The sequence below is a fragment of the Gimesia algae genome, from assembly GCF_007746795.1.
GTDB classification, from domain to species: Bacteria; Planctomycetota; Planctomycetia; order Planctomycetales; family Planctomycetaceae; genus Gimesia; species Gimesia algae.
The window spans coordinates 301,107-315,054 of record NZ_CP036343.1 but is presented as its reverse complement, the minus strand read 5'-3'; the positions used below and the strand labels follow the sequence as shown (position 1 = coordinate 315,054).

The window sequence follows — 13,948 nt, the reverse complement described above, 5'->3', positions numbered from 1 at the left end:
TGACAACATGCACCGATTGATGTTCCCTGCAGTCCTGCTGCTCAGCCTGTTAACTACGTCTGCTTCTGCTCAAACCGTCAAAACACTCGCCGGCACAGGAAAAGTCGGTCATACCGGCGACGGTGGCCCCGCAGTGAAAGCCCAGGTCGGTGAACCCTATGGCCTGACTCTGGGACCGGACGGCGGACTGTATGTCTGTGAAATTAAAAGCCATGTCATCCGTCGCATTGATGAGAAAACAGGAAAGATTTCCACGGTCGCCGGTTCCGGTAAGAAAGGCTACAGCGGCGACGGCGGCCCGGCTCTGGAAGCAAAACTCAATGAACCTTACGAAGTTCGCTTCGATCAAACCGGCAATATGTATTTTGTTGAGATGATCAATAACATTGTCCGCCGCGTCGATGCGAAAACAGGTCAGATCTCAACCGTTGCCGGCACAGGCGAAAAAGGATTCTCCGGAGATGGCGGCCCGGCAACGAATGCCACATTCTCGCGTCCGCACTCCATCGCGCTGGACAATGACAACAATCTCTACATCTGCGATATCGGCAACCATCGCATTCGCCGCGTTGATTTGACCACCGGCACGGTCAGTACATTCTCTGGTACGGGTGAACGTAAGGCGACTTCCGATGGTGCGAAAGTCGGCGGCACTCCTCTTAACGGTCCACGCGCGCTGGACTTTTTTACCGATGGTTCCGGTAAGGGTTCTCTGTACCTCGCGTTGCGTGAAGGAAACAAGGTATATCGCATCGATCTGGATGATCAGACTTTACATCACATCGCAGGCACTGGTAAAAAAGGATATACGGGACATGGCGGCCCCGCAGAGAAAGCAACTCTGTCCGGCCCGAAAGGAATTTCTGTCGCTCCGAATGGTGATATTTATCTGGCTGATACAGAAAGCCATACGATTCGCGTCATCCGTAAAAATGATGGCACAATTGAAACCGCTGTGGGAGATGGTAAAAAAGGAGATGGCCCAGACGGAGATCCGGCCCAGTGCCGCATGGCGCGCCCGCACGGCGTGTACGTGGGACCAAAAGGAAATGTCTATATTGGAGACAGTGAAACTTACCGCGTTCGCAAGTTAACAACAGGAACTCATAAATGAACAATCTCAATCACACCCACCATCAACTGAGTCGTTGCTCCATCTTCACGCTGCTGGCTCTGCTGACCGCTCCGCTGACACTTTCCGCCGGCGAAACCTGGCAGCGACAGCAACTGGACGCCGCCTTCCGCTCGGAAGGTTCTGCAGCCGCCGACGTGAATAAAGATGGCAAGATGGATGTGATTGCCGGCGACGTCTGGTACGAAGCCCCCGACTGGAAAATGCATGAAGTTCGCAAACCGGGAAAATTCGTCGCAGGTGTAGGATACAGTGACAGCTTCTGTAATTTTGCCTATGACATAAACCAGGATGGCTGGACCGATTTCATTTACGTCAGCTTCCCAGGCAAAGAGTTCTACTGGTATGAAAATCCCAAGAACGAATCAGGTCACTGGAAAGAACACCTGATCTGGCACAGTATCTGTAATGAGTCTCCGCAGTTCGCCGACCTGACCGGAGATGGTAAACCGGAACTGATTTTTGGGTCTCAACCCGAACAGCAGATGGGCTATCTGGAAATCCCTTCTCCCGATCTGGCTGACAAAAAATGGACCTTTACTCCGATCAGCAAACCTGGCGATCCCATGCAGAACGGAACATTCAAATATTACCATGGGCTGGGTGTTGGTGACTTCAATCAGGATGGGCGACAGGACGTATTGATCCCCAATGGCTGGTGGGAAGCCCCGAAAGTACTGGGAGAAAGCCTGTGGGAATTCCATCCCTTTACGCTCAGCGTGAATGGCTCTGAACCCTCAGAAAAAATGGCTGATCTGCACGTGGAAGATCTCGACATGGATGGTGACAACGACATCATCGGCAGTTCCGCCCATGCGTTTGGCGTGTGGTGGTTTGAAAATCTCACTGGTGGAGATAAGCCCAAGTTCAAAGCACACCTGATCGATAAAAGCTATTCTCAAACACATGCCGTGCACTTCATTGATATGAATGGCAACGGACAGCGGGATATGGTCACCGGGAAACGGTTCTTCGCCCACAACGGCAAAGACCCGGGTGGAAAAGAACCGGTCGTGATGTACTGGTATGAAATCAAACGCAATAAAAACGCGGCTCCTGACATCATTCCGCACAAAATTGAAGCCGGCAATGATACAGGCGTGGGAACCCAGTTCTCCATGGCTGACATGAACGGCGATGGACGTCCTGATATCGTCCTGTCCAACAAAAAAGGGGTGAATGTTCTGATTCAGAAATAGATCGGACCATTGCCTTAATCCGACTGACGTGCATCCAGGACCCGCTGATAAATTTCGCGTAATTGGCGGGTCATGGTTTGATGCCGAAACTGATCCGTGAACCGTTCACGCCCCGTCTGACCGAACCGCTCCCGTTTTTCCGGATCAGCGGCAAGTTCTATTAACGCCTGCGCCAGTGGTTCGATCGACTCGGGGGGCAGCAGATAACCGGTTTCCTCGGGGATCACCACTTCACGTGCCCCATCCACGTCATAGGAGACGACCGGCTTGCCGGCGATCAACCCTTGAGGCAGCACCCGGGCCAGTCCTTCCCAGACACTGGTATGCACGATGATATCCATCGCATGAATCAATTCCGGTACGCGTTCGGGAGGAACCAGTCCGGCAAAAATAAAATGCTCCGACAGCCCCAGTTCGGCAATCCTCGCTTCAAATTCTGCACGAAGAATGCCATCGCCAATCAGTAAAAATCGAACCTCAGGTTGTGCATCGACAACCTGCCTGGCAGCTTCGATCAGATATTTGTGCCCTTTCAGATGAAACAGCCGAGCCACTTTGCCAATGACGATCTGCCCCGGTTGGATTCCCAGTTCACGACGTACTTCTTCCGGCGGTCGTGGGGGCGTGAGAAACGGTTCGACTTCCATGCCACTGTAGACAGTGTCACAGCGATCCCTGGTAGTAATTCCGGCGGCGACGTACTGATCGGTCATGGCATCACACACGCTGATAAGCCGATCACAACGCCGGGCGGCCCACTTCTCTGCGGCGATGTAAGCATGATAATTCACCGGGGACTGCCCGAAATGAAAGGCGGCGCCATGAATCGTATGGACCGTCGGCAATTTCAGTTTCCAGGCGGCGGCTCTTCCCAGAATACCTGCCTTGGAACTATGCGTGTGAACCAGATCAGGCTGGTACTCCCGCAAAGCAGCAATCAGCTCCCGATACGCGCGCCAGTCATTCAGAGGACTGATACTCCGTGTCAGATGCGGTAGGATCTGCAGATCAAAGCCCCCCTGTTCCGCGCGGGGAATAAGTGTTCCTTCCGGGCCATCGGTGGGGCCAGTCATCAGGATCACTTCATCCTGGTAATCCCGATACTGATCCTCGACCGTGTAAAGCGTATTCTGCTGCGCACCGCCGATAATCATACGAGTGATAATATGTGCGACTCTCACGCAAACACCAGCCTCTGGTCTCTCTGCCCGGGGCAGCCTGATTTCACGATCGGTACCGCTTTCATGCCGTCAACATATTCAGAAACCATATTCGACTAACCAGCCGGTGGTGGAGGAGGTGGTGTGGCCTGAAAGTAACCTGACAGCTGAGGTACCTGACCCGCGGGTAACCAGCCTGACATCCCGGCTGACCAGACCTGAGTCTGATCGGTGATCTGCCCCCCGGCGATTCCCTGTGAAATCTGTTCCGGGGAATATGGTCCCTGTGACTGGCCATTCACGGCGATGTGCCAGGCCGCCGGCGGTGGTGGTGGCGTCATCTGAGTGGGGGCCCCCATTCCGGGAGACTGCATCATCCGATTCGCCATCGCGAACCCCATGCCCAGCCCCATGCCATCTGCTGCGCCTCCCCCCGAAGGGTTTTCGGCTGCAGAGAGCATCGCCTGGCCCATCTGGAACTGCTGGAATTTATTCATATCACCAATCACGCCCATACTGGTCCGGGTATCCAGCGCTTTTTCCACCGTTTCCGGCAGGGAAATATTCACGATCAGTAACTGGGGAGTCTCCAGACCATATTCATCATCGATTCGTTCATTGACTATTTTTTTCAGTTCTGTGGAAATCTCGGTATATTTCGAAGCGAGATCCAGTGCCGCATATTTTGACTCCCCAATCAGATCGGCGAACGAACTGTTGATGATCGAGCGTAACAGTTCGTTGATTTCTTCTGAATGAAACTCCGCATTGGTGCCCACCAGTTCTTTCACCAGGATTCGCGGATCATTGGCTTTGAGTGAATAGTTGCCAAAGGCCCGCAGTCGAATCGGACCGAACTCCGGATCACGGAGCATGATCGGATTGGGAGTGCCCCATTTCAAGTCGGTAATTTGTGTGGTATTGACGAAATAGACTTCCGAACGGAAGGGACTGTTGAAACCATGTTTCCAGCCCTGCAGTGTCGCCAGGATCGGCAGATTATCGGTTTTGAGCTCATAATGCCCAGGCTCAAAGACGTCGGCGACCTGTCCGCGATGCACAAACAAAGCCATCTGGCCGGGCCTGACGATCAGTTGCGCGCCATTTTTGATTTCATTCTGATAACGGGGAAACCGCCAGGTCATGGTGTGTTTTGAATCATCGATCCACTCAATAATATCTACGAGTTCGGCTCGCAGTTTATCCATCCAGAATCCCATATTGATGTCCCTTGTCTCTGATACTGCTGATTGTTGAATCTGGTCTGTTCGTCTGATCGGCCTGAGTGAGTTGTTTGTCTGTTGCAATTGTCTGGCGCAACGGGGAAATGCCGACAGCCGGGCTGCCTGTACCCTGATTGTAACCCCCTCAATTTCGTTCGCAATCAAAGAAATTGCCGACCTGCTGAATAATCATAAATCGGGTACACTTCCTGATCCGGTTCTGCAGACTGAAGCAACCTCGCTCAGTAAGCAGACCTCTAGAGCGCATCACATTTAACCATAGCGTCTCTCAATCTAGTATACTCGGTCCAAATGGCCTTGGAGACGCTACAGTAAAACTGGACACAGTCTAGAGAACGCAGCCAGGATCCTGTTGGATCAAATAATTCGAGTAAAACAGCTTCGCCACCCTGTTTTCGAGGCGGCTGGACCGAAATCAAGCCGCCTCGCATGTATACAGATATCAGGGTCCATAAATTGCTGTTGACCTGTTTTGTTGAAAGTTTTACATTTCCGCCGCGCTCTAACGGTAGAGCTTGAGACATGGAAGTTTCGTAAATCTTCTGACGACAAAGTATCAACGTGATTGGTGGCTCCGAAGCCGTCTGTTTTGACCCAATCGGAATCACTGCCTGACGATCAAAAGACCCCAATCAGGATCGTCACATCCAGCACAGTTCGCTGGTGTCTGAAATCAGGCAATCACATGATTCCCCCGCGTCGGATACAAAACATGGAGATTTTAAGCAATGGGCGACCCATTCCCAAACCCGCATGCGACCAAAGCCAAGACAAACTCAAATCGAAAAATTATGTTTTTCGCAGCCGGTACAGGACTGGTGCTTTTAGCTGGCGTGCTCTTGTTCCAGGCATTCAACGCCAAAACAGGTGCCGCCGGTGAAGACAAATCAGCTGGTTCGGTCCGGATTTCCGGAAGCCAGCCTTCTGCACGGACTCAGCCTGTAGCCAAAGTCGGCAACGTGGTGATCAGTGAAGATGAGCTAGCCCGCGAGTGTATCGCCTTGTATGGACCAGAAGTCCTGGAGAATGTCATCAACCGGGCCATTATCGAACAGGCCTGTCAGAAAGCCGGCATTAACGTCGAACAGGCAGAAGTTCACGCCGAAGTCGAAAAGATCGCCAAACGCTTTAACCTGGATACCAAAACCTGGTACGAAATGCTGCAGGCAGAGCGTAAAATGAATCCCAACCAGTATCGCCGCAACGTGATCTGGCCGATGCTGGCACTGCGTAAACTGGCTGGACAGCGCACTAAGCTGACCCCGGAGCAGGTGCAGAAAGCATTCGTCCGGGATTATGGCCCACGCGTGAAAGCCCGTATGATCATGATGGACAACCTGAGCCGTGCTCAGAAAGTCTGGGATGATGTCAAAAAACATCCAGCCGAATTTGAACGTTATGCCCGTGACTATTCCATCGAACCAAACAGCCGCGCCCTGGGTGGTGCTATTCAACCGATTCCCCAGTTTTCTGAAAATGAAAGCCTCTGGAAAGCCGCCTTCAAACTCCATGAAGGGGAAGTCTCCGGAATCGTTCAAATCGGACTCAGCCGCTATGCCATTCTGCTTTGCGAAGGCCGGACCGAGCCCATCGTAAACAGCATCGAAGATGTAAAAACTCAACTGGTGGACCAGTTGACTGAAGAACAGACACAGGAAGCAGTCGCCCGCGTGTTTGCGAAACTGAAAGAGCAAACCCGCGTCGACAACTATATCACTGGTTCGACGACCGGTGGTGTCTCCCAGACTTCGGGCACGAGCTTCAGCAAGGGACAGGTCAATCAGGCCATCCCCAGCCCCACACAGGGACTGAACGGCTCGAACCGCTAATTTAAGTTCTTCGGGTAGAGAACCAGATAGCCTTTACGTGTGTCAGTCCTGATTTACTGACACACGTTTTTTTATGTCCTGATCAATCTGAGAAAAATATGTCATCTTCATCAGGCGCATTTTTTGTTGTGATCGCGTAAAATGGTTTCAGTCAGGTCAAATTCCAATTCTGTTGCGAATTTGACGCCCTGACAGATAGTCGACAAATATTCCTTGTAGAACAGGCAGTCTTTTCATTATGCGTGGCGAATCGGAAGTTCCTTCTTCAGATGACGGCTTTACCATCCCCGTCGCTGAACGAGTAAAGCGTTTACCCCCTTACCTTTTTGGAAAAATCAATAAACTGAAATACCAGAAACGTGTGGCGGGCGTGGATGTGATCGACCTGGGGATGGGGAACCCGACCGACCCGCCTGATCCCCTGATTGTCGAGAAGATGACAGAAGCCGTTGCCGACCCGCGGAACCACCGTTATTCCGTCGCCAACGGCATTGCCAACCTCAGAAAAGAAGTGACGTCCCGCTACTGGAAAAAATATGGCGTCCGCCTCGATCCGGATTCGGAAGTCGTCACCTGTATCGGATCGAAAGAGGGCTTCAGCCACATGTGTCTGGCATTGATGGGCCCGGGAGACACTGCGATCGTGCCTTCCCCCTCGTTTCCCGTACACGTGTATGCTGTCATGCTGGCTGCCGGTAACGTCATTGAACTCGATGTGCGGCAGCCCGATCAGTTCCTCTCGAATATTGCTTATACCTGCGAGCATCTGTATCCCAAGCCACGTGTGGTTGTCGTGAATTTTCCGCACAACCCCAGTGCGACCGTCATTGAACAGGACTTCTACGTGGAACTGGTTCGACTGGCACGCAAGTATTCGTTCCTGGTCATCAGCGACTTTGCTTACGCAGACATCTGCTTTGATGGTTACAAAGCGCCCAGCTTTCTGGCAACTCCTGGCGCCACCGAAGTGGGCGTGGAATTTACGACCATGAGTAAAGGTTTCAGTATGGCCGGCTGGCGTATCGGCTTCTGTTCAGGGAATTCGGAGATGGTGCGTGCCCTCTCGACCATCAAAGGTTATTACGATTATGGCCTGTTCCAGCCCGTCCAGATTGCCGCCATCGTCGCCATGCGGCACTGTGAAGCGGCGGTCGACAGTATTGCCGCCGAGTATCAGATGCGACGCGACGTCTTCTGCAGCGGCCTGGAGCGACTCGGCTGGGAAATTGAACGCCCTAAAGCGGGTATGTTCGTCTGGGCCAAGATCCCGGAACCCTGGGCCAAGATGGGATCGATCGATTTCGCAATGAAACTGCTGGACGAAGGTGGCGTCGCCGTCAGCCCCGGACGCGGGTTCGGTGAAGACGGCGAAGGATACCTGCGGATGGCAATCGTCGAAAACTCACAGCGATTGCGACAGGCCGTTAAGCAGATCGGTAAAGTGATGAAGTCAGAAGAAATCACAGCGGAGTAATTCCGCTGAAGATTTCGAAGACTCAGACGGTCTTTCGCTGATCATCGACCGGCTTCATGAATCCCTGAATCTGATTTTCGGCCAGTTTGATCGTGCCCGCATCGGGTCCAATGCGGATCCCGGTGCGCTGCATCGGCTGGCGCTCTTCACTGATGACGTTATCGGTAATTATCAGGTCGGAAGTCTTGCCAGTGATGTCGATGGCGACCCCATCTGCGGCTCCGCTGTTGATGATCTGATTCTTGACCACCGTATTGCGATTCGCCCAGAAGTTTTTCCCACGGATATCATTACGGAACAAAATACCAACCTGGTTACTGTCACGGATGACATTTTCCCGCATCACATTATCGGTATCGTTATGGCCAATCGAAATACTGATGTCATTGCCTTTTAACTGATTCTTCTCCGCCAGGCCAAATTTCACACCCCAGCACCAGTACAACCCGATGTGGTTATTTTCGAAGCGGTTGTTCACAATCAACGGTCGCTGTGAACCCGATCCGGGATGAATTCCCAGGTCGGCATTATCGTGGCTGTGGCAGTTCTCGACTTTGACATCGTGACAGATCTGAAAGCTGATGCCGTCCCCGTTATAATTCCTCGCGGTCACGTTTCGTATCGTGTAGCGATTGCAGTCCTGCAGAAAGATACAGCCACCATAGTTGCCATTCAGGTTGGTATTGTTTTCCCGATTCCCATCCAGCGTCAGATCTTCGATCAATACATTTTTTGTGTATTCGCTGGTTAATAACGGAAACAGGGATGAGACGGTAGGCTTTCCGGAAAGCCACAAATTCTTGCGCAATCCGTCGTTCAACTTGAACCGGTTTCCGGATCGTGCCACCAGCGTGCGTTTAATGACTTCCTGACTGCCGGTACTCGGATTCTTTGTCACGAGAACGACTCCATCTCCCACCTGAAGGCCCGCCGACTTCTCCAGCGTAATTTCCTGATCGTACCAGTCAGAATCTTCAGAGAGCGCCACCGTTTCCGAGGCGCCTTTTGTGATGATTGTTTCCGGGCCACTTCCCTGCAGCCGAATCTTCGATGGCAGATGCAACGCATTTCGCAGAGTGAATGTTCCGGGCAGCAGTCGAACCGTGCCTCCTCCTTTACCGGCTATGTAGTCAATCGCTGCCTGGAGCGCTTTGTCACTCGTACCGCTGATATCTCCCGATTTCGGTCCGACGGAAATGGAAAGGCGATCTTCCCATTCCGGTTCAAAGCGTGAATCACCGTCTGTGGCACGCGGGTCGTTTACAGTCGGCAGGCCGGCATTGATTAGCCGGCTCAATGAGAGCACCCCCAATCCACCGCCAACAGCGGTACCTAGAAAATCACGACGGGAAAGGGGCAATGATTTCATCAGTCGACTCCGGGAAAATGGTCTGAGGAATGAATACAAGCAGAATTTTATTAACTCTATTTATAATCAGTTTCCCTGATTCATTCAGTGAATTCAAGCTCGATTCCAGAGATCAATCAGATCGATTGTTTTTCTGGTACGATCGGTTTTATTCCTGACAAAGAAGGACATTTTCCGCGAGTCATTTACTTTCCGTAGATGACAGACAGGGGCACCAGCGTGATTTGCGATTCTGCGAGTCCATTATTTTTCGTACGATCGCCGGCACAGTGTCCCAGTAGTACGCCGTCTTTCGTGAACTCAATCGCCGTGTAACAGTACCAGCCATTCGGATTGGTTTCGATATTCTGAATCTGCTGCCAGGTCTTGCCTTCGTCTTTGGAAATAGCCAGGGTCAGCGGCGTCCGCTTGCCGCGCAGCTTGGCATCGATTCCCTGGTGATTATTCCAGACCAGCAGTAAGTCACCCGTGGAAGGAATGCGTTCTATGGATGCCGGCGAGACGGGAGAAATAATCTGGGATGGCTTCAGTTCGGAAAACGTCTGGCCTCCATCTTGTGAAAACGCGACATACTGACTGCCGCCATTCGTACGACAGAATCCCATCAGGGTCCCGTCTTTCAGTTCAACCAAACCGGGTTCCTGCATGTAAGGCTGCTTGCCACCTGGCTGCGTCTCGACAACAACTTCTGTTCCACGCTGCCAGGTTTTTCCCTGATCGTCAGAGTAATAACAGAGGAATTTTGCATTGGGGTTAAACCGATCTGATCCTGGCAGGTTCTGATGTAGCGCCAACGGGACCACAATGCGACCACTCTTCAACTGCACTACGCGATCATTGTTCAAGACATAATATCCGACCTCGTTTTGAGGAATGATCTCAAGCGGTTCGCTCCAGTGAACTCCTTCATCAGCGCTGATGCGCATGACAGGCAGTAAATCATGGAGCGAATTTTTGCGGGCATAAAACAAGGCGATTCGTCCGTCCTGCAGCCGCAACAGTGAGACCGACATGATGTTCTGTTTGCCGTCATTTTCGATGATCGTTTCATCTTCCTGCGTCCAGGTCCTGCCGCCATCGGATGAGTAGCGACCCGCCAGGTAAGCAGAGGAGTGGTCTGCAGCCCCACCCGTGAAATGAGTGTAGACAAACAGAATGCGTCCATCTTTCAGAGTGATAAAATCCCCTTCACTGTTGCGGGGATTATTCTCGCGCGCCGGTAATCGCAAGACACGTTGAATGGTTCCCGATTCCACCGCGGTTGATTTTGCATCATCTCCGGCCCGCATCATATTGATGGGTAATACACCAGCGATTACAGCGACGAACACAGCAGGACTATACAGGCGACTTTGATTCATTCTCTGATCCTCTTTATTTTTCAGGCGATGAGAATCGGTTGTGACGTGCATTGGTTACCCGTTGCAATACTTCAAAACTCTCACCACCAATGATCACTCTTTACACAGAGACACATTCTCTGATTGGACAACAGTGCCTGATAATCATCAAGCATATACTCGTGAATAATGAATGGTTCTTTAGAAATGTTTCGCCTTTCTATAGCAGGATGAGTAACAATTCTGGTCAGACTGAAGCGCTTTTTCCTTTTGCAATGAGGGTGTTTCGCCTCCCTTCTCACATCAATAGAAAACAGTGCTGAACGGCAACACTGCATCTCAATCAATGTTTCGATAATTCTATATTTTTTTCGAAGATTTTCTTTCCCCGTAAGCATAGTACAACGCTACAGATATGAATTTTTCTTCATTTTTCAGCTGAAACATTCGATAAATACAAATAGAAACATGTTGACAATTTAATTATCTGCCTTTTAATGAGACATGTCTTTTTAAACAACTCTAACTGGCATTCGCCATTAATACTGAGAGACTTTATCTACTGATTCTGGTAGTTAATTTTGTCGTTATAACTTTCATATTTCTTACTCTTATCTGAACTAACTAAAGTCGCTCTTTACAGCTAACTGAAATTTGTCTGTGCGCAGATTTTATCTCAACAGCTTTCTTAGCTTTGTGCGCATTACCGTTTTCGATTCGCTTAAAGGCCGGATGAGAGTGGGGAATGGTTATCATTTCTCTTATTTCTCTTAACAAATGCCGGTGGTGAAGATGAGACGACTCACAAAGAAACGGGGATTTACCCTGATTGAACTCCTGGTCGTAATTGCGATCATTGCGATCCTCGTTGCTCTGCTGTTGCCTGCTGTGCAACAGGCACGCGAAGCAGCTCGCAGAAGTACCTGTAAGAACAGTCTGAAGCAGATTGGACTGGCTCTACACAACTATCACGACACACATCGTACGTTCCCTCCCGCGCATATAGAGAACATACGCAACACAACTTATGACCCCCCAGGTGGAGAAAACTACCTTGCCTGGAGCGCCATGATTTTACCGTTCATGGACCAGGCCACCGTCTACAACAAGATCAACATGAACGAACCGTGGCGTACCCCCACGGGAACGGTCGCACAGCTGTCTCTTGTAAAAACCATCATCCCGGTATTCAACTGCCCTTCTGATCCCATGGGCGGACTCAATTCCAACATCGGATCCTGGGGTAAGTCAAACTACCCGGCGCTTATGTCTCCCTGTAATATCAAGCCTGGCAACACAGCAGGGAGTTGTTATACGGGTGCTTTTAATTACCACAACATCAACAGAATGAAAAACTTTACCGATGGTGCGAGTAATCTGATTATGGTTGGTGAAAGAACTACCGAAGATCGTGGTTCAGGAGCCATCTGGATTGGTGCGCAAGGCTATGTTCACTCGTCTGCGGGAAATGTCGCCAACTGGCCTTACCATACTGCCCTGGTGCGGACGTGGCAGGGACCAACAGCGACACCAGATCCTTCCACGATCTACCTCATCAATGGTATCAATAACAATGATGGCCTGAGGTATGCCTGGTCTTTAAGCAGTTCACATACAGGTGGCTGCCACTTCTTACTGGGTGATGGCAGTGTCCGCTTCATCAGTGAAAATATCGACGGGGACACGCTGGTTTACCTGGCTGCCATCAACGATAAAAATGTCATTGGTGAGTTCTAACGGACCTTAAATATTTGAGTTTCGTTCTCCCGGTTTCACCTCCACTGGTGAAACCGGGATTTCTGACTACCAAATAACCACAAGAAATTGCCCCTCATGCTATCTGGGTCTAAGAGGAAAGCTATGAGTTACATTTCTAAAATGCCATGGAATTTCTTCATGGTCATTTTAACTTCCTGCTGTCTGGGTTGTACCGGTGGAAACGACGTCGATCTGGGTAGCGTCTCGGGAGTTGTCACCATGGATGGCAAGCCACTCTCCAATGCCATTGTTGTATTTGTACCTGAGAAAGGGAATCCTTCTTCTGGTCGAACTGACGAACAAGGAACGTATGATCTCACCTATCTGGGAAATTCCAGGGGAGCGATTGTAGGTAGCCACAAAGTGAAAATTACCTCCCGCGATCCAAATGAACTGGACGAAGAAATTGACGGCGATACAGATTTTGCGAAAGTGGCTATGTCTGAGACTCTCGACATAGCCACTCCCCCTGTAGAATCCGATGGTGACATGACCAAGAAAAGACCTGTAACCACTCCCAACAAGAAAGGCAAAGAAGAACCAATTCCTGCCAGATATAATTCTCAGACAGAATTAATCAAGAAAGTCACGGCAGGAGAAAACACAATCGATTTTGATTTGAAATCAGAGTAGCCAACGCTGATTCTGTATCAGAAGCCTGACGTCTCAATAAGCGTAGTGAATTACCTCAAACAGTGTAAACCGTCGCTTTGATACAGCAAGAACTTTGTTCACAGCAATTCGTGAAACGACTTCAGAGGGCCTGCATTTTAAGGGAATTCCTCCTGCGATATTGTACTTGAACACGGTACGGACTGGTTAGAGGAACCCTGGAGGCTTGAAGGAGAAATCGTAGCGCGCGTGCTCTCGGGTTATGTATTTTGCAGCAGGATTCAAATTCAACGAAATGAGAAATAGGGACCGAATTATTAATTTTCGGTACGCTATTCTAAAAAAATCCGATTCCAAACATAATTTTTCCGTACCAACTCCTCCACAATCCGCTTCACCATATTTGGCTCAGTTACAACACTCCAAGTCGCTTTCATTTATGTTGAACCAATGCACTGAACTTCGTTCTCATCAATGAAACTCCCTTGAATTAAAGAACTTATGCGAACCCCTCTCCAGAACCTCTCTGTTCTGATTCCACGATCTTCACTCTACAAACATTATTAGCGATGTGACCTCCGATGCCTGAATTGTCCGTCCCCTCCCCTTTGTTAATAAAACTAATTAGCGGTAAACGAAGAATCCCTCAAATAATTTGTTTGACATTTTAGTTTTTTGTTTTTTACAATTCATTAATAATTCACTACCACTCTTTGTAAGGCTTTCGCCTGTACGCTTATTGTGTTCATCTAACTGCAATTCTTGGCAGTTATTACCTTGTTAAATATCGTTTTCGCGCTCTTGTTATCAACTGGGTATCTGGCATCACCA

At 50.2% G+C, this 13,948-nt stretch carries 10 protein-coding genes; 6 read left to right on the top strand and 4 right to left on the bottom strand.

Features of this window, described 5'->3' with window-relative positions; translation table 11 throughout:
* Positions 1–7 precede the first annotated feature (7 nt).
* Both Pan161_RS01170 and Pan161_RS01165 read left to right on the top strand, forming a co-directional pair.
* Complete coding sequence (locus tag Pan161_RS01170; protein WP_145223787.1) at positions 8–1,114, top strand: NHL domain-containing protein; 1,107 nt, start codon at positions 8–10, stop codon at positions 1,112–1,114.
* Positions 1,111–2,331: an FG-GAP repeat domain-containing protein gene (locus tag Pan161_RS01165; protein ID WP_145223786.1), complete on the top strand. Its 1,221-nt coding sequence runs from the start codon at positions 1,111–1,113 to the stop codon at positions 2,329–2,331. Before Pan161_RS01170 ends, Pan161_RS01165 begins: the two co-directional genes overlap by 4 nt.
* Positions 2,332–2,345: 14 nt before the next feature.
* Here the strand turns inward: Pan161_RS01165 and Pan161_RS01160 are convergent, their stop codons facing one another.
* Together Pan161_RS01160 and Pan161_RS01155 are read right to left on the bottom strand one after the other, a co-directional pair.
* Positions 2,346–3,512 carry a glycosyltransferase family 4 protein gene (locus Pan161_RS01160; RefSeq protein ID WP_145223785.1) on the bottom strand — a complete coding sequence of 389 codons (1,167 nt, stop codon included), beginning with the start codon at positions 3,510–3,512 and terminating at the stop codon, positions 2,346–2,348.
* A 95-nt stretch (positions 3,513–3,607) separates the two neighbouring features.
* A complete protein-coding gene (locus Pan161_RS01155) occupies positions 3,608–4,711 on the bottom strand; it encodes an SPFH domain-containing protein (RefSeq protein ID WP_145223784.1) in 1,104 nt (367 codons plus the stop codon).
* A gap of 752 nt (positions 4,712–5,463) precedes the next feature.
* Between Pan161_RS01155 and Pan161_RS01150 the strand changes: the two genes are divergently transcribed.
* Entirely contained in the window at positions 5,464–6,564 is a 1,101-nt protein-coding gene (locus tag Pan161_RS01150; protein ID WP_145223783.1) for a SurA N-terminal domain-containing protein, read from the top strand.
* 238 nt (positions 6,565–6,802) lie between these two features.
* A complete protein-coding gene (locus tag Pan161_RS01145) occupies positions 6,803–8,038 on the top strand; it encodes an aminotransferase class I/II-fold pyridoxal phosphate-dependent enzyme (RefSeq protein ID WP_145223782.1) in 1,236 nt (411 codons plus the stop codon).
* 22 nt (positions 8,039–8,060) lie between these two features.
* Here the strand turns inward: Pan161_RS01145 and Pan161_RS01140 are convergent, their stop codons facing one another.
* Complete coding sequence (locus Pan161_RS01140) at positions 8,061–9,407, bottom strand: right-handed parallel beta-helix repeat-containing protein (RefSeq protein WP_145223781.1); 1,347 nt, start codon at positions 9,405–9,407, stop codon at positions 8,061–8,063.
* 185 nt (positions 9,408–9,592) lie between these two features.
* Positions 9,593–10,768 carry a sialidase family protein gene (locus Pan161_RS01135; protein ID WP_232103580.1) on the bottom strand — a complete coding sequence of 392 codons (1,176 nt, stop codon included), beginning with the start codon at positions 10,766–10,768 and terminating at the stop codon, positions 9,593–9,595.
* A gap of 771 nt (positions 10,769–11,539) precedes the next feature.
* Here Pan161_RS01135 and Pan161_RS01130 point away from each other — a divergent pair.
* Together Pan161_RS01130 and Pan161_RS01125 are read left to right on the top strand one after the other, a co-directional pair.
* On the top strand, positions 11,540–12,484 hold the full coding sequence (locus Pan161_RS01130) for a DUF1559 domain-containing protein (protein WP_145223779.1): 945 nt from the start codon (positions 11,540–11,542) through the stop codon (positions 12,482–12,484).
* A 159-nt stretch (positions 12,485–12,643) separates the two neighbouring features.
* Positions 12,644–13,138 (top strand): carboxypeptidase-like regulatory domain-containing protein, encoded by a 495-nt coding sequence (locus tag Pan161_RS01125; protein WP_232103579.1) that lies wholly within the window; start codon positions 12,644–12,646, stop codon positions 13,136–13,138.
* Positions 13,139–13,948 lie beyond the last annotated feature (810 nt).